The organism is Sinomicrobium soli (assembly GCF_003285545.1).
Taxonomy (GTDB): Bacteria; Bacteroidota; Bacteroidia; order Flavobacteriales; family Flavobacteriaceae; genus Sinomicrobium.
Window position 1 is genome coordinate 188,470 of record NZ_QLNV01000008.1, and the last position, 21,698, is coordinate 210,167.

Here is a 21,698-nt window from a genome sequence, read left to right on the forward strand (position 1 = left end):
ATGAAAACACCTGTTACTGTACTGGGATGTATGTTGTTTGCCGTATTGGTATACGGCCAGGGGAACGAGAAGTTGTCGGAAACTACGAATGAAAAGAAAATGGAATGGTTTTCCGATGCCAGGCTCGGGATATTCATACATTGGGGAATATACGCTGTAGACGGAGTAGACGAATCGTGGTCTTTTTACAACGACAAGATCTCCCATAAAGATTATATGAAGCAACTGGACGGTTTTACGGCCAACCGGTACGACCCGGAGTACTGGGCGGAACTCATCAAAAAGAGCGGAGCGGGATATGCCGTACTCACTTCCCGTCATCACGACGGGGTGGCCTTATGGGACACCGGGAAAGGCGGGCTGAGTGTGGTACATGATACCCCTGCAAAACGGGAACTGATCGCCCCTTTTGTATCGGCCTTGCGAAAAGAAGAGTTAAAGGTGGGTATGTATTATTCCCTTTCGAACTGGTCTCATGACGACTATAACGAATTTACCAAAGAGAAAAAGCGGTATGACATTGCCAGGGAACCCGAAAGGTGGGAACGGTATAAAGAATATATGTTCGGCCAGATAGAAGAGATCGCCTCGCGGTTCAATCCCGATCTGTGGTGGTTCGACGGTGACTGGGAGCACAGTGCGGAAGAGTGGGATGCTGCCGGGATCAGGAACCTCCTGCTGCGCTATAATCCGGAAACCATATTGAATTCCCGTTTGCAGGGTTACGGGGATTATTCCACCCCGGAACAGGGCGTTCCGGTTTTTAATCCTCCCGCCAGGTACTGGGAACTCTGCCTTACCATGAACGGTAACTGGGGGTATCAGCCGTCGGACACAGACTATAAGACCCCGGATGAGATCGTTCGCATCTTTGCCGACATGATCGGAATGGGCGGGAACCTGTTGCTGAATATCGGTCCGAAGGCCAGCGGGGAGATCCCGGAAGAGCAGGTAGCGATACTGGAGGAAATGGGGCGGTGGACCGGCAAGCATGCCGAAGCTGTGTACGGCACCGGGAAAGGGATCGACCTGCATTATTTTTACGGGCCTACCACTTTGTCTGCCGACAGAAAAACACTCTTCCTGTTTACCTCTGGCACACCTGCAAACAACCTTGTGCTGAAAGGGATAAAAAACAACATCAGGGAGATCAGCGTGGTAGGAAGCGGAACCAGACTGGAATATCATACCACGGGGGCCATTGACTGGGCCGATTACCCGGGGATAACCTATATCAGTTTGCCCGAGGAAGAGGCAGATCCTTCGTTGACCGTTTTAAAGGTAGTGCTGGACGGCGAGATAGACCTGTTTAACAAATACGGACCCAAAGAGGAATAGGGGATATGTTCGTGGTGCCGTAGAGACGCAATATTTTGCGTCTCTACAACTATAATATTTGGTTATGATTCATCCGGTTGACGGTATATCTTATCGTATAAATCCTTGTATTGTTCCTTGATGACCCTCCGTTTCAGTTTAAGGGTAGGAGTGAGCTGCCCGTTTTCCACCGACCACACATCGGGGGTCAGTTCGAATTTCTTGATCTGTTCCCAGTGTCCGAACTTGCTGTTGTGTGAAGCGACCTCTTCCTTGAACCGGGCAATAACCCCGGGGGTTTGCACCAGTTCTTCATCGGTCTTGCCTACATCTACCTTTTTCCTTGCCGCCCATTCGCGAACGAATTCGAAGTTCGGCTGAATAAAGGCCGCCGGCAGTTTTTCCCCTTCCCCGATCACCATGATCTGTTCGATAAAGCGGGACTGTTTCATTTCATTCTCTATGATCTGGGGAGCGATGTATTTTCCTCCGGACGTCTTGAACATTTCCTTTTTGCGGTCGGTAATCCGCAGGAACCCTTCGCTGTCTATTTCCCCGATATCCCCGGTATGGAAATAACCGTCTGTCATGGCCGCTGCCGTTTTCTCAGGGTCCTTGTAATATCCCATCATAAGGCTGGGGCCCTTACACAGTATCTCTCCGTCTCCGGCTATTTTCACATCCACTTCGGGGATCATCTTCCCTACGGTACCTATTTTCCATCCCTTGTTTTTCTGACAGTTTACGGCAATTACAGGAGAGGTTTCGGTAAGGCCGTAACCTTCCATGACCGGGATGCCTGCGGCTGCAAATATCCGGCTCAGGCGCGGTTGCAGGGCGGCACTTCCCGATACCATGATATCCAGTTGCCCCCCGAGCCCTTCCTGCCATTTGCTGAATATCAGTTTCCGGGCAATACCGAGTTTTGTTTCATACCACCATCCGTTTGCCCCGTAGGGCTCGAATTTCTCGCCCAGTCCGAGCGCCCAGAAAAAGAGTTTTTTCTTGACTCCCGTAAGTTCTGATCCCCTGGCGTATATCTTGTCGTATACTTTTTCCAGCAGTCTCGGCACCACTGTCATGACGTTGGGTTTTACTTCTTTCAGGTTGTCGCTCATCTTGTCTATGGACTCTGCAAAATATACGGAAATCCCGTAATACTGGTACAGGTATACCACCATTCTCTCGAAAATATGACAGATGGGAAGAAAGCTCAGCGCCCTGGAATCTCCTTCATTCAGGGGGACCCTCTCTGCACTGTTGAGCACATTGGAAACAATATTGCGGTGCGAGAGCATGACCCCTTTGGGCCTCCCGGTGGTTCCCGAGGTATAGATCAGCGTAGCGAGGTCTTCGGGGTTTATGTCTTTCATACGGGATTCCACCTCGTCCTGGTTGCTGTCGTCTTTGCCCAGCTCCAGTATTTCCGTCCAGTGCTTCACTCCCGGGATCCTGTCGAAGGAATACACCTCCTTAAAAGCAGGTAACCCGGAACGTATGGCATTTACCTTGGCCAGGACCTCTTCGTCGGAAACAAAACAGTACTGTGCTTCGGAGTGGCCCAGAACGTATGCGTAATCTTCTTCCGATATGGTAGGATAGATAGGTACGGTTTGTGCACCGGTCTGCAGTACTCCGATATCCAGGAGATGCCACTCCGTCCTGTTGTTTGAAGATATTACCGCGATCTTGGTGTCTTTTTCGACCCCTATGCGCAAGAGCCCCCTGCTGATGGCACAGGCCTGTTCTACATAGTCCTTACTCGACGTCTTATGCCAGTCTCCGTCCTGCTTTGTGACCAGGGCATCTTCCAGCCGGTATTTTTCCAGTTGATAATAAGGGATATCGAAAATACGGGTTACGTTTGTCATTGTCGTTGTGGTTTTGATTCCGTATCGGGGCAGACAGGGAATATATCTTTCTGCAAAATAGGAAAATTGCGGATATAAATCAATGCAGCATTTTAAAAAATGACAGTATATCGGGCTCAGGGATACATAAATCCGAAAAAAGGGGGAGCGCAGTTACCAGGTTGTCAGTTATTGAAGGATCAGGTTACGGGTTTCTTTTCAACCACTTACTGTTTTAATAGGCGGGTAACCGGGTGACAGAATCATAAAATAATTATAAATCAGCAAATTATCCTTTCATTCCTCTTGAAGGTAGCGGAGAAATTTTAACTTTGTAGCTCAACAAGATACAAATCTGATACATTTATTTATGACTAAAGTAAAAGCAACCGACACGGTAAGAGTACATTACACGGGAAAACTGGATGACGGACAGGTCTTTGACAGTTCGGTAGACCGGGAACCTCTTGAAGTACAATTAGGGCAGGGAAGTCTTATTCCCGGTTTTGAGAAGGGGCTTGTAGATATGGAGGTTAATGAAAAGAAAACCATAACCATACCCAAAGAAGATGCTTACGGCGAGGTACGCGAGGAGCTTTTTCACCAGGTAAAGCGGGAGGAGCTGCCTTCCGACATCACTCCTGAAGTGGGCATGGGCCTTGTTGCCAGGAATCCGGACGGAACGGAATACCAGTTGCGTGTGGCACAGGTAGCCGACGACCATGTAGTACTGGATGGCAACCATCCGCTGGCGGGACAGGACCTTACTTTTGACCTGGAGTTGCTGGAAATAAAGTAACAAAACAGACAGAAAGGGGAAAAAAATATTCCCCATTCCATATAAAAAAACAGGGGCCCGGGAACGGGCCTCTTGTTTTTTATCTATCCCTGTACAGTTCACAGGGCACCTCGATGGTGTCCAGTAATTCCACAATACGACCGGTGTTGATCGGGACGACGGATTCCATACGGAGGATATTGTCGGTATCCTCAAGATCAAAATCAATGATGGCATCCGGAAAATGGGACGATAGCAGGGATATACATTTTTCGGCAAGTACCTCATCGGTTACGCCGGTACGATATATTTCTACGGTTTTGGGTGTGAACATGGCTTTTATTTCCGGTATTTCTTTTTGTTGTTCTACTCTACGGTAACCGACCTGTCCGTAGTCTCCGACAGGCGGAAATATCCGTAAGGATAATTATTCTCGTTCGTCGTATTCAGGATGTTTCCCTTTATACTGGATGCAGGAACCCCGAAAGGGTTGCCTTCGGACGACTGGATAATCAGGGACATATAATTGTAAAACCGTTTTGAAATGCCATACAGGTTCATGGTCACCTCGCTCCCCGTATCCAGGTCTTCATGCGTAAAAATATCGTATACCAGGTTGCCCTGGGTAAATGAATCGTCATTGACACTGTATTCTACATAGGGCAATACATGGCTCGAAAAACCGGTGAGATAGTAGTTTTCCGTATCGGGGTCGTCCTGGTAATATCCCCTGACTTCAATGGCATCTCCGAGAAACCCGGCATCTTCAGCATATTCCATCGCAGTAATTTCGGGTACGGCGACAAGTTGCTCGGTTGCCGTGTAGGTTTCTCCTTCCACGACTACGGTAAGGGTATAGTTTGTGCCGATGACGGGAACAAAATCCGTACAGCGGTATATTCCGGTACCCGGGTCTTCTTCAAAATCGAAGATTTCCCCGGTTTCGGCCGCAACAGATACCATAGCCCCGGATACGGGCGGAAGTTCACGGTCATAGTAATCGGTAGTCGTAGTGAGCCTGACGGTCTGCTCTTTTCCGGTGGTCCCCTTTTTCCATTCGATCCCGGCGTCGATCACCAGCCTGGGGTCGGCGGTATCCAGGTCTACTTTAACGGTATCCTCACAGGAGGCCAGTACAAAGGTCAGAAGGAGGACGGAGATATATCTGAGTTTTTTCATCTGTTCTTTTTTATTTGTTTTTCATAGGTCAGATGGAATGCCCAATGATCATTTCGGTTGGTACCCGAAAAATTTGGTTATGGGCATTTCATGGTGCTAAAATTTGAAATTATAGGTTACACTGGGTATCAGGCCGAAGACAGACAGGCGGGCCGCTTCGCTGTAGCCGGTATCCTCATTGGGCCGGAAAGTGATGGAAGCGGCATTTTTACGTCCGTACAGGTTAAAGATACTGAATACCCATTCGCCCTGCCATCCCTTTTTCTTCTGAGGTTTGGGCACATAGGTGGCAGAAATATCGAGGTGGTGGTACGAAGGCAGCCTGCTGTCGTTTCGCGACCGGTAATCGGGAACACTGATGCCGCCTATTTCATATCGCCCTTCCGGAAAGGTGACCGGTCTTCCGCTCTGAAAGGTGAAATTTCCCCCGAGAGACCATTTGTCATTGAGTTCATATCCTGCCGTTATGGCGAGGTTGTGAAGCTTGTCGTAAGGAGTAAGATACCACGCTCCGTCGTTTATCCCGGTTTCCTGCGGGGTTCTTCCGGGGGTTTGCTGCTCTGCCCTGGACAGGGTATAGGATATCCACCCGGTGAGTTTTCCGGTATTCTTCTTCAGCAGTACTTCCAGTCCGTACGACCTTGCCCTTCCTTTCAGTATTTCGGTTTCGAGATGGTCGTTGGCAATGAGTTCGGCATTGTCTACATAATCGATGCGGTTTTTTACCTTTTTGTAAAAAACTTCCGTTTCCAGGGAATATGCCGCATTGTTAAAGTTCCTGAAATATCCCAGGGCTACCTGGTCCAGTATCTGTGGTTCTATATAAGGGCCGCTGGGCGTCCACGTATTGACCGGGGTGGGAGATAGGGTGTTGGACAGCAGGTGGAGGTATTGCGCCATCCGGTTGTAGCTCAGTTTCACCGAGGTTTCCCCGTTAAAGGCATAAGATAAGCCTGCCCGGGGTTCGAGATTGCCGAAATCCGCTATTTTTTCACCGCTTCCGTAATGTGTACTGCCGGTAGGCGGGGCGTCTTCATAGATCCCGAGTTCCGGGTTGAAGACCACGGGAGTATTGTTTTCATAGGTATTGATGTCCTCCTGTCCGTAGCGGTAAAACATGCTGTACCGCAACCCGTAGTTCAGTGACAACTGGTCGGTGAGCTTGTGTTCTGCCTCGACGTATACCGAGGGCTCCAGGGCGTATTTTTTTTCCAGTTGCCTGAAATTGAAACTGGATTCACCCCGGGGCTTTATCGTTCCCGGGTTAAAGTCGTAATACTGTGCATGTGCTCCGTAGCGAAGCCTGAAATTATCGGATATATGCTGGTTGAGATCGTATTTGACCGTATAGGTCTCAATGCTGTTGTCCCATGAAAAATCGTAGAAAGACAAGTCTAACCCGAAGCTGTAATCACTGTATATCAGTGACAGGTCAGACATAAGCGATCCCGAAAAACGGTGATTCCACCTCAGGTTCAGCATGGCGTTGCCATAGGAGGTGGAAAAACTGCTGCTCAGTTTAAACACATCCCTTCCGAAGTACCCGGACAGGAACAGGGTGTTGTTGTCGTTGAACTTATAGCTCAGCTTGGTGTTGAGATCATAGAAATACCCGCTGTTATCATTGTCGGCAAGTTTCAGGAACAAGTGGGCATACGAGCTTCGTCCTGCCACCATGAAGGTTCCCCTCCCGTTGTCGAACGGCCCTTCTGCAAGCAGCCTGCTCGATATAAGGCCTATTCCGCCGTTCATGCTGAAGCGATCGGTACTCCCGGTTTTCTGGTGTACGTCCAGTACCGAGGATACCCTGCCCCCGAACCGTGCCGGGATACCTCCCTTGTAGAGTTCCATTTCCTGTACTATATCCGGATTGAACACGGAAAAGAACCCCAGTAAATGGGAGTCACTGAATATGGGAGCGCCGTCCAGTAGTATCAGGTTCTGGTCGGTAGCCCCTCCGCGGACATTAAACCCGGAGGAAGCTTCCCCGGCATTGGTGACCCCGGGAAGCTGCAACAGGGTTTTTAACGGATCTGTTTCCCCCAGTACCGCAGGGATACGTTTGATCTCTTCAGACGACAACCTGTTGACACTCATCTGCGGTTTCCTGATCTCGGTAATACTGCGATTCCTGGTCACCACCACTTCATCGAGAAGGGCGGCATCCGGTTCCAGACGGATCTTCATGAAACCGTCACCGGCTTCCGGGTATGAGGTCTTATAGCCCATATAGGACACTTCGAGCCCTGCCCCGGGCTGCGAAACGGCTATGCTGAAATTCCCGTTCATATCTGTGACCACCCCGTTCCGGGTACCGCGTTCCAGTACGGTAGCCTGGGGGAGCGGAGTACCGGTCTCGTCCAGAACCTGTCCGCTCAGCCTGGTACTCTTGCCCGGGTTTCGGCGCTTCAGGTATATGATACCGTTTTTGATCTCCCATTGAAGTCCGTGCTTTTTCCGGATTACTTCAAGCAGCTCTTTAAGAGTATAGGCACCCCTGTTTATTCCTGAGTCTGTTATATTGTCAATTTCCCCGTTATTGTACGCAAAGGTATACGCTGTTTGCGCTTCCGTTTGTCTTATAATGTCGTACAGCTTTCCCGGTACGATACGTACTTTTTCCTCCTGCCCGAACAGCAGGGTGTACTGGCATAAAAGCATAAAGGTAAAGAGACACGGTCTCCTGAGCAGGTATTTCATATGAACTGGATGTTTTATATATTGATGTTTAGTGTTTCGCATCGCCGGTCTGCGGTTTCAGTACGACGGTATGTTCATCAGTAAAATCAGCCTTTAATTCAAGAAGCACGGTAATCCCTTCTATGGCCTCCCCGAACGAGGTCTGCCGGGGATACGTCAGGGTAATGCGCGTTTTCATGACCGATTCCGGAATAGCGCCGGTATGGATGCGGGCATGATAATGCTCCTGAATGCGCCCGATGACCTTTTCGAGAGGAACACCCCGGAAGTCCAGCGGTATTTCCCCGTTCGTATCGTTGAATTTACGGTGCTCTATCCTGGCCATGCCATTGTTACGGTTTATGAGCAACCTGGTATTTTTAACCAGGTCTGTACTGTTCTCATGATGATAGACCCTTACGCTTCCTTCCTCTACATCCACCCGCGATACGGTATCTTTTTTAAAAGAGCTTACAAGGAATTTTGTACCGGTAACCAATAGCCTGTTCCCGTCGAAATTTACGTAAAAGGGATGCCGGGTATCGTGCTTTACCTCGAAATACGCCTCTCCCTGCAACCTTATTTCCCTGTCGGTGATAAAATTTTCCCGGTATTCCAGGACCGAAGCTTCCCGGAGCGCTACCCTGGAGCTGTCCGGAAGCAGAAAAATGCTTTCAGGCTCTCCTTCGGCGACCTCGATACGTACAAAATTTTCAGTGTGGTAATGGGAGATAAAAAAGTAGGAGAGCCCCGCAGTAAGCATAACCAGTATACTGGCGGCAATGGCAAAACGGTACGCTTTCCGGACCGGTTTGCGGGACGTGCCCATTCCGGCGCCTTTCCTGATCTTTTCCAGTACCCTGGAATTATATGCCGGCGAAGAGGTATCCGGCACGGCATTTTCCCACTCGGCCTTCAGCAACCGGGAAAACCACAGTTCGTTTTCCGGCCTTTGCACGGCCTTGAGCAATACATCCGCCTCTTCCGGAGATAAGGTCCCGTCGAGATGCTTTTGCCATAACAGGTGAAGTTCGTCCATGTCCGATACTGTTTATTCTTGCCAGATATAGCCGGACAGGGCAGAAAACACCCAGTCTTGTTTTGTTAAAAAAATATTAAATCTTTTGTTGAGTTATTGAGTTGCTGCCTGAATAACTCAATAACCCGTTAACCAAGTAACTGATTACTGAGTTGCTGCCTGAATAACTCAATAACCCATTAACCGAGTAACTGATTACTGAGTTGCTGCCTGAATAACTTATCGTTAGTTTGTAAATGGCGAAATGGTCGGGAGTCGGAAGTCCGAAGTTGGGGTTGGGAGTTCATTCCGACAGCCTGTCCCGAACATCGGAAAAGGAGAACTCTGAAGGGCTCAACGCAGTTAAATCTCCGGCGCTTCCGTTATGCTGTTAAAGCTCCTTTGATCGCGGGGGGAGATTCTTCCTCCGCTGCGCTTCGATCAGAATGACAGAGGCTTGTCATTCCGACGATAGGAGGAATCTCAGGTCTTTCGGTGATGCTGTTAAATTTCCTTTGATCGCGGGGGGAGATTCTTCCTTCGCTGCGCTTCGATCAGAATGACAGAGGCTTGTCATTCCGACGATAGGAGGAATCTCAGGTCTTTCGGTGATGCTGTTAAATTTCCTTTGATCGCGGGGGGAGATTCTTCCTTCGCTGCGCTTCGATCAGAATGACAGAGGTCTTGTCATTCCGACGACAGAGCCTGTCCCGGCCTTTTCGGTCGGGGAGGAACCTCCGGCACCTCCGTTGACAGCAACTAACAACTAAGAACTAATAACTAATAACTATTTATCAGGAGAATACGTTTATTCCCAGAAGTACTATCCCTATGGCAGAAAATCCGGAGAGTTCTTCCCGGAGTATGGTCAGGGCACGGTTCATATGATTTTCCACGGTGCTTTTACTGATCCCGAGTTCAAGGGCTATCTCTTCGGTAGAATATCCTTTTATTCTTTTGAGTATCAATACCTGTCGGGCCCGTTCCGGAAGCTTGTCCATAGAGGTTTCCAGTGCCCTGTGAATGGCTTCCCTGGCATGGACGGCCTCGATATCCTCTTCTTCCGTAATATTCCTGTCGGCGGCCAGCAGCTGCCATTCTTCTTTCAGGTATTTCAGGGCGTGATTTTTGGCGATAGTGAAGATGTAGGCACTGATATTGCCGGAGGGTTCTATGGTATGCCTCCTGTTCCATATCGTTATAAACGTTTCCTGGATGATGTCGTCGCTGTGCTTGTCCAGCCGCAGGCGGAGCAGGAAGCCCCTTATTTTACCGGTATATCTTTGGTACAACAAGGTAAACGCACTTTCACTGTCCTGCAAAAGTTGCTGAGCCAGCATACTGTCTGATACGTGTTCCATAGGAATGAGAAAGCATTTTGACGACCTTGTCCGGATGGTTCAGGAAGTATTAACGCGAAAGTATCACTAAAAATTTTATCTGGCCATAATAATGTTATTTATAAGAAAAATTTAATATTTCCCTGTTTTATGAAATTACGACGCTATTCTTCAACAAGCCTTGAGAGGCCAGGTAAAACGCAGATCGCCGGGATGGTAGTAAAATCCCTATACCTACAGTAGAAATAATTGGCCGTAAGACTTTATCAAACCATTTGTTTACAATAAATTTGAGGTTCAGTTTATAAGTGGTTTGGAAAAAAAGAAGAAAAAAAGATCCGGGTTCGTAAAAATAACCCTCCGGGTATTGCTCGGTTTCCTGGTATTGCTGGTGTTGCTCCTGCTTTTTATAAGGAGTCCCTGGGGACAGGACATTATTACGGGACGTATCGTGTCTTACCTGTCCGGGAAAACGAATACCCGGGTTGCCGTAGATCGCCTGTATATTACATTTTCCGGGGGAGTTTCCCTGCAAGGCCTTTACCTGGAAGACCGGGAGGGCGATACGCTGCTGTATTCGAAGGCCCTGGAGGCGGAAGTCCCGGTATGGCCGCTGGTTACCGGCGGGGACATAGCCATTAACCGCGTAGAGTGGGAGGGGCTTCGCGCCAGGATATATCGTAAAGACACTGTTGAAGGGTTCAATTTCCAGTTTCTCATCGATGCTTTTGCCCCGGAGGATACTACAGCCGTGGAAGTCCCCGACGACAGTGGCGGAGCGGGAATTGGGATCAACCTCCGGAACCTGAGGTTTAAGGATTTTGACTTGTCGTATAAAGATGACGTCAGCGGCATGGATACCCGGCTTGTTCTCGGGGAACTCTACCTGAGAATGAAGAAATCGGACCTGCAGCGGATGGATTTTCATATTGCCGATGCAGCCATCAGGGATACGGATGCCCGCTACCTGCAAACCCTGCCTCTGGTGAGTGAAGACGAACCGGAAACGGAGGAAACGCCATTGCCGCGGATTGTGGTGGATAATCTTGAAATCACATCCCTGAATGCCCGCTATGAGTCCGTCCCCGACGGTATGAAAGCTATGGCGGCCATCGCGGATTTCAGGCTGAAACTCCCGGAGGCCGATCTGGAAAACAATACAATAACCCTGGATGCCCTGGAGTTGTCAGGCTCTGATATACTATATGAAAGTACTTCTTTAAACAAAGACCCAAAAGATAGTTTAAACCAGGATATTACCGAAACCGGTAAAGAAGGGTTTTCATGGCCGGAATGGAGAGTCACAGCCGGAGCGGTAACACTGGAAGACAACCATCTGGTTTACACCATTGACGGGGCCGGGCCACAGCCCGGGGTGTTTAACGCCAATGCCCTTACCCTTGACCACCTCACGCTACTGATCAACGATATTTACCTGGGCGACCAGAGGGCTGGCCTGGCCATAGAGACATTCCGTTTTGACGAAGCTTCCGGGCTGCAGTTAAAGGAACTGACCGCCAGGGCCGGTATCGATGAGAAAAGAATGACCCTGGACGGGTTGCGCCTCCATCTCAATGACAACCGCCTCGATGCCCGGGCCGAGGTATCGTATAAAGATCTCGAATCCTTTTTTCAGAACCCGGAAAGGGCAACGGCCGGTTTTGATATCGACAACCTGCAATTATCTCCCGGGGATGTCTTCTACTTTCAGCCCGGGTTAAAGGAGAACCCTTATATAACAGCCCTCGCTGAAAAAGACGTGGGGGCAGTGATCAGGGGGAAAGGAACCCTGGCCAGACTGTCCCTTACCGAGGGTAAGGTAAACTGGGGAAAGGACACCCGTATTGATGTACAGGGGAAACTGAGCCGTCTTGCGGAACCGGATAGCCTTGGATTTGAACTTGATGACATCCGTTTTTCCACATTAAAAAAAGACCTCCTGGTTTTTGTGAATGAAGAGGAAACAGGGATCTCCCTTCCCGACAGCCTGGAACTCGAAGGAAAGCTCCACGGAAACCTGCAACAGGTTTCCACGGCCCTGGACCTGAGATCTACCGACGGGGATATTACTTTTGAAGGGGCATTGTCGCAACTGGGGGAGAAGCCTTTTGAGGGGACACTGAATGTAACCGGATTAGCATTGGGAAAACTGCTTCAGAACCCGCAGCTGGGAGCCTTGTCTATGGAGTTGAAGTCCGCCGGAAAGCTCAGGGAGATCTACGATATGGATGCAGCACTTGATCTCAATGTCGCCCGGTTCAGTGCGGGGGAGATTTCCGTACATGAACTACCGCTTACCGCTGATATCATTCGGGGGGAAGGGGAGATAAAATCGGCTTATAAAGACAGTATTGTAGATTTTGATCTCCGGGCCGGGGTAACCCTCGATTCGGTGTCTCCGCAGGTAATTGCGGATATCGATCTCAACGGGGCCGACCTTCATGCCCTGGGCGTTATGAGCATGCCGGTAAAAGGGGCGGTAAAGGTACATGCTGATTTTAAGGGAAATGCAGAACGTTTCCGGCTAAACTCGGATATTACCGGGGGAGTAGCCGTCTACGACCAGAATTCATACCCTCTTGGCGACCTTTCCATCAAGGCATTCGCCGATAAGGATACCACTTCCGTGGTGGTGAGAAACAAAATGCTGGACCTCGACCTGCATTCCAATGTAGATCCCGGAAGTTTTACCGGGGCCCTGCAATCGCATTTCCGCGAACTGATTACGGAACAACAGGATTCGGTAACAGGGCGCAAAGACACTGTTCCCGGAACCCTGCCGCCACCTGCCCGCCTGGAGCTGAAAGGGCGGCTGAACAGCGCCCCGATACTGAGTGATATTTTTTTACCGGGATTAAAGGAACTGGATACCGTAAAGATCACGGCAGATTTTCAACAGGAAAACCAGGTTCTGCAAGCTGATATTACTGCTCCGCATATCAATTATTCGGGAAGTGAAATAGACAGTCTCCTGCTCAGGCTGAATTCCGCGAACGGGGTACTGGCGGGGCATTTCGGGTTCAGGGAACTCAGTACCGGGCCGATATCAATTCATCATACCACGCTCGATGCCAGTGTGAAGGACAACAGGATGCTCCTCGACTTCAACGCTTTTCACCAGGAGGAAAAGCTTATGGGTATCCGGACGGAGATCAGCAGGAAGGGGGATACGGTCTATGCCCGGCTGGACCCGGCAGAACTGGTATTTGACAAGAAACAATGGAGCATTCCTGCAGATAACCAGGTCATGATATATCCCGGGCAGGTCCGGTTCAGTGATTTTGTACTGCGGCAGAGCGGGCAGCAACTGGAACTGGTGAGCACCGAAGCGGATGATAAATTCCCGAAAGACCGCCTCGCCCTCAGGTTCGACAATTTCACCCTGTCGTCGCTTTTAACCTATCTGAACCCGGATGAGCCCCTGGCCGACGGGATCATAGATGGAAATATCGTCATGGCAGACCCTTTCGGTACCCCGGGATTCCTGGCAGGGCTTAACATAGATAGCCTGGAAGTCATGACGGCACCGCTGGGAACGCTGAAACTCCGGGGCATTTCCCCACAGGGAGAGCACTATAAGATGGACCTGTCGGTTAAGGGAGGAGACCTCGACCTGGATATGAAAGGGGATTATACGGCGGATACGGGAGGAGCGGTAAACCTGGAAATGAACCTGAACAGCCTGAAAACAAGCCTGGCAGAAAAATTGTCGGGAGGAGAGATCAGTGAACCCGGCGGTTCTGTTTCGGGAAAAGTGGAAGTTGGGGGTACTGTGGACGCCCCGCAGTACAACGGAAATTTCAATTTTAACGATGTAAGCTTCCGGGTCAACATGCTCAATACACTGTTTCGCCTGCCTTCCGAAAAACTGTCACTGGACAATGAAGGGATGACCGTTGACCACTTTACCATAAGGGATGAGAATGATAATACCTTTGTGATAGACGGCAGGGTGGTTACGGAAGATTTCGGCAATCCCGGTTTTGATCTTACGCTCAAAGCCGAAAATTTCAGGGCACTGGATTCGGAAAGGGAGAATAACGACCTGTTTTACGGCAAGGCATTTTTTGATACGGATGCCCGTATTACCGGCAACCTGAAAATGCCGAAAATAGACATGCAACTGCATGTAGGTCCTGATACGGATGTGACGTATATCATCCCCGAGTCTGAACTGGATGTCGTGGAGCGGGACGGAGTGGTGCTCTTTGTGAACCGGGAAGATCCCGACGATATCCTCACCAGGACCAGGGAAGAATCGGTTACCCTCTCCGGGATGGAAGTCAAGGCCCGGATATCGCTGGATAAAAAGGCTGTTTTCAGGGTTGTTATCAACGAAAAGACCAATGACAACCTCGAGGTGTCGGGAGAATCCGATCTTATATTCAACCTGTACCCCAACGGGCGAACGACCCTGTCGGGAAAATATACGCTCAGCAAGGGGCATTACGAGCTGAACCTCTACAACCTGGTACGCCGGAGGTTCGAGTTTAACCAGGGCAGCAGCATTACCTGGGCGGGAGATCCGCTGGATGCCGATCTCGATCTCAGGGCCATTTACCAGGTAAAGGCAGCTGCTTCCCCGCTGATGGCCCTTCAGCAATCGGGGGATGCCTCTGCGAATATGAGGTTCAGGCAGCAGTTGCCTTTCCTGGTGTATCTCAATATAGAAGGGGAGCTGATGCAGCCGGACCTCAGCTTTAACCTGGATATGCCCGAGGACCAGCAGGGGGCCATAGGAGGCCAGGTATACGGCAGGGTACAGCAACTCAACGAGCAGGAAGATGAGCTCAACAAACAGGTATTCTCACTGCTGGTATTCAACCGCTTTTTCCCGGCCAGCGGCAGCGATGGCAGTGGAGGAGGGGCAGCCTCCATAGCCAGGGATAACCTGAACCAGGCCCTGTCGGGACAGCTGAATGCCCTTTCGGATAAACTGATGGGAGAGTCGGGGGTAGAACTGGATTTCGGGCTCGACAGTTATACCGACTACCAGGGAAGCAGTCCGCAGGAACGCACACAACTCGATATTACCGCCCGTAAAAAACTCTTTGACGACCGCGTGGTCATCAGCGTGGGAAGTGAAGTGGACATTCAGGGCAGCAATCAGGCCCCCGGCCAGGAAAACCCGCTTATCGGCAATGTCAGCATAGAATACCTGCTTACCGAAGACGGCCGGTACCGCCTGAAAGGGTTCCGGAAGAACGAATATGAAAATGTGATCGACGGACAGCTTATCGTAAACGGAATAGCCCTTATATTTACGAGAGAGTTTAACAGGTATGAGGAGCTTTTCAGGAAAACACTGCAGGAAAAAATAGAAGAAGAGAAGGAAGCGGCCCGTAAAAAAGAGAACGATAAAAAGGACGAAAAGGAAGAGGAGAAGAAGGATGAAAAACAGCTTTGAAAAAATACGATCTGCCTGTCACGGGTATGTCTGGGCCTTATGGGCCGTATTAATGGCCTCCTGCGGAGTGAACAAATATATTCCCGAGGAAGAAATGTTGTTTAAGGGTTCTGATCTTGAACTTCATGTACCGGACAGCTTAAAGGATAAGGTGAAGGATTACGCCGCCCTGGAATCTGAACTGGAAGAGGTGCTTCGCCCTGTTCCCAACAGTAAAGCACTCGGGGTATACTGGGGGCTGAGAGCGCATTATAAATCCCGGAAAGAGAAGCCCGGGTTTATCAACAGGTTCCTGAACAAAAAAATAGGGGAAGCGCCTGTTTACGCTTCAGATGCCGATCTGTCGCGTACGGAGGCCATTATACGCAACCGCCTGGAAAACCGGGGATTTTTCTATAGTGATGTGCAGTCGCAGATGGAGGAAAACGAAAAGAAAAAACGGGCAGAAGCCCATTATACCGTAAGCCTTCCGGAGCCCTACACGCTGGAACGCTATATCGTGGACCCTGATTCGGCCCCTGTGATCAAAGAGATTGAAAAAAATATCAGGAAATGGATCATACGTCCCGGAATGCGTTTCGACCTGCAGGCCCTGAAATCGGAAAGAGAGCGGCTCGACAATGCCGTGAAGGCCAGGGGATATTACAATTTTAACCCGGATTTCCTGGTTTTCGAGGCAGACACCAACCAGTATAAGGAGAAGAAATTCGACCTGTTCCTCAGGCTCAAGAAGGATGTACCTGAAAAATCGAAAGTTCCCTATCGTATTGAAAAAGTGACAGTATATCCCAATTACATACTGGAAAGCGATACGGTATCGATAGACACCGTAAAGCTCAACAACAAGGACTTTATACAAAGCGAAACCTTTTTCAAGCCTTACCGGCTCGACCCTTTTATACAGATCGCCAGGGGCGCGTACTACAACCCCGACGTTTCCCGGAATACCAGCCGGAGGCTTACTTCCATAGGAGCCTACAAGTTTGTCAATATACGCTATGACGAGATCGACTCCCTGGCCACGGACAGCACCCGGTCGCTGGCAGCCAACATATTTCTGTCGCCGTTGAACAAGAGGGCGTTACGGGCAGAATTGCAGGGTGTAGTAAAATCGAATAATTTCATGGGGCCCAACCTGGCGCTTACGCTTACCAACAGGAACCTTTTCAAGGGAGGTGAAATACTGAGTATTACCGCCAGCGGGGGATATGAACTACAGGTAGCCAGCGGCGATAATACGGGAATGAACAGCCTGCAGCTCGGGTTGAAGGGTGATCTGATTTTCCCGAGGGTATTGTCGCCCATACGCATTCGCGAGAACTGGTTCAAATATGCCATTCCCAAAACAAAGATCAGCATGGGGGCCGATTACCTGAGAAGGAGCAAGCTGTACAGCCTGGCGACAATCAGTACGACCTTCGGGTATATATGGGACTCCAACCGCTATATTACCCATGAGTTCAACCCGGTATCCCTCAACTATGTGAACCTGGCGGAAACCACACCGGAATTTGAACAGATACTGGACGACAATCCTTTTCTGCGCAATAGCTTTGACCAGAAGTTTATTCCGGGGCTCACGTATTCGTTTACGTATAACGGGATGGTAGACCAGTACAAAAAACACCAGCTTTTCCTCAATTCTACCGTAGACATTGCAGGCAACCTGATCGACCTCTTCAGCCAGAGAGACAGCGACAGGCCGCGTTCTTTCCTGGGGCTGGAATACTCACAGTACGCCAAGGCCGATGTGGATGTCCGTTATCACATATGTATGGGAAGAGAAAAAAAACTGGCTACCCGTATTTTTGCCGGGCTCGGGGTCCCTTACGGGAATTCCGGCATCATGCCGTACAGCAAACTTTATTTTTCCGGCGGGCCTTACAGCGTAAGGGCCTTTCGCATTCGCTCGCTGGGACCGGGAACCTTTAATCCCGAAAATAATTCGGGGACGACCTATTTCGACCAGACCGGGAGCCTTCGGCTGGAGTTTAACATGGAATACCGCTTTCCGCTGTTCTCCTATCTGAAGGGCGCCGTGTTTGCCGATGCAGGGAACGTCTGGAACACTTCTGAAAACGAAGCACTTCCGGGAGGAAAATTCAGCAGTAACTTTATGAAGGAACTCGGAATGGGAGCAGGAGTGGGGATGCGTGTCGATGTACAGGGGTTTGTGATCCGTCTCGACCTGGCAGCTCCCCTGAGAAAACCCTGGTTGCCCGAAGACGAACGCTGGGACTTCGATTACAAAAACCCGGTGCTCAATTTTGCTATCGGTTACCCGTTTTAGTAGGGAGCGCGGTTTATAATTAAACCGCGCTATTTGTTATATAAGGTGTTGTGGGTAGTATTTTTTCTGGTGACAGGATTTGAATAATATTATACACTGACGCTTTACTTCTTCCGGCTTTCAATCCATTTTCTCGCATTGACAAACGCCGCTATCCACGGAGAAACTTCATCTTTGCGATCTCCGGGGTAATACGCCCAGTTCCAGGGGAATATGGAGCGTTCGAAATGCGGCATGGTCACCAGGTGCCTTCCGTTGTCAGAAACCATCATGGCCGTATTAAAATCAGAACCGTTGGGGTTTGCCGGGTAGCCTTCATAGGCGTATTTTGCTACGATATTGTATTTTGATTCCTCATAGGGAAAACTGAATTTCCCTTCTCCGTGTGCCGACCAGATCCCGAGTTTGCTCCCCGCAAGGGAGCCGAGCATCACCGAGTTGTTGGGTTGGATTTCTACGGCGGAGAAGGTGCACTCGAATTTATGGGAGTCGTTGTGCAGCATTTTCGGTTTCTGTCCGTGGTCCGGATTGATCAGCCCGAGCTCTACGAACAGCTGGCAGCCGTTACATACCCCGAGCGAAAGGGTATCCTCCCTTTCAAAGAAATTTTCCAGGGCTGTCCTCGCTTTTTCGTTATAGAGGAACGCCCCGGCCCATCCTTTGGCTGAGCCCAGCACATCGGAATTGGAAAATCCGCCCACAGCCCCGATAAACTGTATGTCTTCCAGTGTTTCCCGACCTGATATCAGGTCGGTCATATGTATGTCTTTCACATCAAAACCGGCCATGTACATGGCATTGGCCATCTCCCTTTCCGAATTGCTTCCCTTCTCGCGGAGTATGGCTGCTTTCGGTCTTTTTCCGGCCGGTACAGGACGTTTTCCGTCAAAGCCTTCCGGGAACTGATACCTTACCGGCTGTTTTTTATAGTTCTCAAAGCGTTCGTCTGCCTTGGTCCCGCCGCTCTGTTTTTTGTCGAGCAGGTAAGAGGTTTTATACCAGGTATCCCTCAGGGCACTTATTCCAAAAGAAAAACGGTCACTGCCGTTTTTCAGCTGCAGCCTGTCGCCTTCCACAACTTCCCCGACACGGATAACTTTTATACCGTGTTGTTCAAGCAGTTGTGCTGCTTCATCCCCGGCCTGGAAAACAATACCGGCGTTTTCATTGAACAGGGCTTTTACGGTATCCGTTTCCCCGATGCCTGTAAGGTCTATCCGGGCCCCGAGATCGTGATCTGCAAAACACATTTCGAGCAGGGTAGTGATCAGTCCGCCACTGCCTATATCATGCCCGGCCTTTACTTTTCCTTCCTGCACCAGTTGCTGTATGGCGTTAAAGGCATTTTTAAAATATTCCGGATCCTTCACCGTCGGTGCTTCGGTACCGATACGGTTACAGATCTGGGCAAAAGACGATCCTCCCAGTTTAAAACGGTCTTGAGAAAGGTTTATATAGTATATGCTTCCTCCGTTGCGCTGTAAAACCGGTTCTACCACGGCGGTGATATCAGAACAGTTTCCCGCAGCAGATATGATAACCGTCCCGGGAGCAATGACTTCATCGTCGGGGTATTTCTGTTTCATGGAAAGGGAATCCTTTCCGGTAGGGATATTGATACCCAGGGCCACGGCAAATTCGGAACAGCCTTCAACAGCCTCATACAGGCGGGCATCTTCACCTTCATTCTTGCAGGGCCACATCCAGTTGGCCGAAAGCGAAATACTTTTCAGCCCTTCTTTCATCGGTGCCCATACTATATTGGTCAGTGCCTCCGCGATACTGTTACGGCTACCGGCCACGGGATCGATAAGGGCCGAAACAGGGGAGTGCCCGATAGAAGTAGCGATCCCTTCCTTGCCCTGGTAGTCGAGGGCCATCACCCCGCAGTTGTTCAGCGGCAGTTGTAAGGGGCCCGCACATTGCTGTTTGGCCACACGCCCGCTCACACAGCGGTCTACCTTGTTGGTAAGCCAGTCTTTACAGGCCACGGCTTCAAGCTGCAGTAATTGTACCAGGTATTCTTCGATCTGTGATTTATTGTATTCAACCTCCCTGTAATCCGTCTTTACGGTACGGTCGTTCATTATGGTTTTGGGCGAACTGCCGAACATATCGTCCAGTTCGAGGTCCATCGGCTTCTCCCCGCCGGAGGAAGACTCAAAAGTAAAACGGTGATCCCCGGTAACATCGCCTACCTGGTACATGGGAGCGCGCTCCCTTTCCGCTATGCGTTGCAGGGTCTGTGCGTCTTTTTCACCGATCACCAGGCCCATACGTTCCTGCGATTCGTTTCCTATGATCTCCTTGGCCGAAAGGGTAGGGTCTCCCACCGGAAGCTTGTCCAGGTCTATTTTTCCGCCGGTTTCCTCCACCAGTTCGGAAAGGCAGTTCAGGTGGCCTCCGGCACCGTGGTCGTGTATGGAGACGATGGCATTATGGTCACTTTCCACCATACCCCTTACCGCGTTGGCGGCCCTTTTCTGCATTTCCGGATTGGAACGCTGAATGGCATTGAGCTCTATACCGCTGCTGAACTCCCCGGTATCTGCCGAAGAAACGGCTGCTCCCCCCATCCCGATACGGTAGTTGTCACCGCCCAGGATAACGATCTTGTCGCCTTTTTCCGGGGTTTTCTTCCTGGCCTGGTCGGCTTTGCCATAGCCAATACCCCCGGCCAGCATGATCACCTTGTCATACCCCAGTTTCCGCGATGCTTCTTCGTGTTCAAAAGTGAAAAGCGAACCGGCGATCAGGGGTTGTCCGAACTTATTTCCGAAATCAGAGGCGCCGTTGGAGGCCTTGATCAGGATATCCATAGGGGTCTGGTACAGCCATTTGCGTTCTTCCATCCCGTTTTCCCAGGGGCGATCCTGTTCCAGGCGGGAATAGGCGGTCATATACACCGCGGTACCGGCGAGGGGCAAAGATCCCTGTCCGCCTGCAAGACGGTCCCTGATCTCACCACCCGATCCCGTAGCGGCACCGTTAAAAGGTTCTACGGTAGTAGGGAAGTTATGGGTTTCTGCCTTGAGGGAAATTACCGAATCGAAATCCCTGACCGCATAAAAATCGGGCTTGTCAGCGCTTTCGGGAGCAAACTGTTGTATCCTGGGGCCTTTCAGGAAGGCTACATTATCCTTATATGCCGAAACAATATCATTCGGGTGCGCTTCCGAGGTTTTTTTGATCAGTTTAAAAAGCGATACGGGTTTTTCTTCCCCGTCTATAATAAAAGTGCCGTTAAATATTTTATGGCGGCAGTGTTCGGAGTTTACCTGGGAGAACCCGAATACTTCGGAATCCGTAAGTTTTCGCCCGATCTTTTCCGATAGTCGTTCCAGGTATTCCACCTCTTCGGGGCTCAGCGACAAACCTTGCTGTCGGTTATACGCCGCAATATCATCAATTTCCAGAACGGGTTCCGGTGCTATGCTGACCGTAAAAATATCCTGGTCCAATCCGTCGAATTTCTGGAAGAGCATGGGGTCGAAGCCGGTATCGTCTTTTGCGACCCCGTGGAATTCCTCGATACGGATAATTCCGGATATCCCCATATTCTGGGTGATTTCCACCGCATTGGTACTCCAGGGAGTGATCATGGCAGCCCGAGGCCCAACAAAAAAGGCGTCGAGAGACGCCGCTTCGAGCTTTGGCGCACCGCCAAACAACCATGTTAATTTTGAAATATCTTCTCTGCTGAGTTCTTTACCGGCCTGAACCGCAAAAACTTTCTGTTCGGGGTTTCCGAAGAAAAGGATCATATGTTGTCGAATTAGTCCTGTTTTACACTGTATTTGTAGTGCCTTTATTCAAAGTTGCAAAGTTAAGGATTTATTG

11 protein-coding genes are annotated in these 21,698 nt (G+C 50.0%); 4 read left to right on the forward strand and 7 right to left on the reverse strand.

All coding sequences use genetic code 11. The annotated features are described in order from the left end of the window. Entirely contained in the window at window positions 1-1,338 is a 1,338-nt protein-coding gene (locus DN748_RS12365) for an alpha-L-fucosidase (RefSeq protein ID WP_112372135.1), read from the forward strand. A gap of 62 nt (window positions 1,339-1,400) precedes the next feature. On the opposite strand, the gene DN748_RS12370 is transcribed toward DN748_RS12365, so the two are convergent. After that, window positions 1,401-3,188, reverse strand: coding sequence for an AMP-dependent synthetase/ligase (locus DN748_RS12370; protein WP_112372136.1), 1,788 nt, complete (start codon window positions 3,186-3,188; stop codon window positions 1,401-1,403). Between the two features lie 349 nt (window positions 3,189-3,537). On the opposite strand from DN748_RS12370, the gene DN748_RS12375 reads away from it, so the two are divergent. Next, window positions 3,538-3,966 (forward strand): FKBP-type peptidyl-prolyl cis-trans isomerase, encoded by a 429-nt coding sequence (locus DN748_RS12375; protein ID WP_112372137.1) that lies wholly within the window; start codon window positions 3,538-3,540, stop codon window positions 3,964-3,966. Window positions 3,967-4,045: 79 nt separating this feature from the next. On the opposite strand, the gene DN748_RS12380 is transcribed toward DN748_RS12375, so the two are convergent. The 5 genes from DN748_RS12380 to DN748_RS12400 all read right to left on the reverse strand — a co-directional run bounded on the left by DN748_RS12380 (window position 4,046) and on the right by DN748_RS12400 (window position 10,182). After that, a complete protein-coding gene (locus DN748_RS12380; protein ID WP_112372138.1) occupies window positions 4,046-4,279 on the reverse strand; it encodes a hypothetical protein in 234 nt (77 codons plus the stop codon). 32 nt (window positions 4,280-4,311) lie between these two features. Continuing rightward, on the reverse strand, window positions 4,312-5,124 hold the full coding sequence (locus DN748_RS12385) for a DUF4249 family protein (protein WP_112372139.1): 813 nt from the start codon (window positions 5,122-5,124) through the stop codon (window positions 4,312-4,314). A gap of 96 nt (window positions 5,125-5,220) precedes the next feature. Continuing rightward, the gene (locus tag DN748_RS12390) at window positions 5,221-7,824 is read right to left on the reverse strand and encodes a TonB-dependent receptor domain-containing protein (RefSeq protein ID WP_112372140.1); all 2,604 of its coding nucleotides are present in this window, start codon (window positions 7,822-7,824) and stop codon (window positions 5,221-5,223) included. Between the two features lie 28 nt (window positions 7,825-7,852). Beyond that, entirely contained in the window at window positions 7,853-8,842 is a 990-nt protein-coding gene (locus DN748_RS12395) for a FecR family protein (RefSeq protein ID WP_112372141.1), read from the reverse strand. 773 nt (window positions 8,843-9,615) lie between these two features. Then, window positions 9,616-10,182 (reverse strand): RNA polymerase sigma factor, encoded by a 567-nt coding sequence (locus DN748_RS12400; RefSeq protein ID WP_112372142.1) that lies wholly within the window; start codon window positions 10,180-10,182, stop codon window positions 9,616-9,618. A 292-nt stretch (window positions 10,183-10,474) separates the two neighbouring features. Between DN748_RS12400 and DN748_RS12405 the strand changes: the two genes are divergently transcribed. Together DN748_RS12405 and tamL are read left to right on the forward strand one after the other, a co-directional pair. Then, entirely contained in the window at window positions 10,475-15,568 is a 5,094-nt protein-coding gene (locus tag DN748_RS12405) for a translocation/assembly module TamB domain-containing protein (RefSeq protein WP_112372143.1), read from the forward strand. Then, entirely contained in the window at window positions 15,552-17,858 is a 2,307-nt protein-coding gene (gene tamL / locus DN748_RS12410; RefSeq protein ID WP_112372144.1) for a translocation and assembly module lipoprotein TamL, read from the forward strand. The genes DN748_RS12405 and tamL overlap by 17 nt, the downstream gene beginning before the upstream one ends. A gap of 104 nt (window positions 17,859-17,962) precedes the next feature. On the opposite strand, the gene purL is transcribed toward tamL, so the two are convergent. Then, entirely contained in the window at window positions 17,963-21,622 is a 3,660-nt protein-coding gene (purL, locus tag DN748_RS12415; RefSeq protein ID WP_112372145.1) for a phosphoribosylformylglycinamidine synthase, read from the reverse strand. Window positions 21,623-21,698: the final 76 nt, after the last annotated feature.

Coding starts and splice junctions, on each gene's coding strand:
- DN748_RS12390 (WP_112372140.1), bottom strand. CDS start 7,824: ATGAAATACCTGCTCAGGAGACCGTGTCTCTTTACCTTTATGCTTTTA.
- DN748_RS12365 (WP_112372135.1), top strand. CDS start 1: ATGAAAACACCTGTTACTGTACTGGGATGTATGTTGTTTGCCGTATTG.
- DN748_RS12370 (WP_112372136.1), bottom strand. CDS start 3,188: ATGACAAACGTAACCCGTATTTTCGATATCCCTTATTATCAACTGGAA.
- purL (WP_112372145.1), bottom strand. CDS start 21,622: ATGATCCTTTTCTTCGGAAACCCCGAACAGAAAGTTTTTGCGGTTCAG.
- DN748_RS12400 (WP_112372142.1), bottom strand. CDS start 10,182: ATGGAACACGTATCAGACAGTATGCTGGCTCAGCAACTTTTGCAGGAC.
- tamL (WP_112372144.1), top strand. CDS start 15,552: ATGAAAAACAGCTTTGAAAAAATACGATCTGCCTGTCACGGGTATGTC.
- DN748_RS12375 (WP_112372137.1), top strand. CDS start 3,538: ATGACTAAAGTAAAAGCAACCGACACGGTAAGAGTACATTACACGGGA.
- DN748_RS12385 (WP_112372139.1), bottom strand. CDS start 5,124: ATGAAAAAACTCAGATATATCTCCGTCCTCCTTCTGACCTTTGTACTG.
- DN748_RS12380 (WP_112372138.1), bottom strand. CDS start 4,279: ATGTTCACACCCAAAACCGTAGAAATATATCGTACCGGCGTAACCGAT.
- DN748_RS12395 (WP_112372141.1), bottom strand. CDS start 8,842: ATGGACGAACTTCACCTGTTATGGCAAAAGCATCTCGACGGGACCTTA.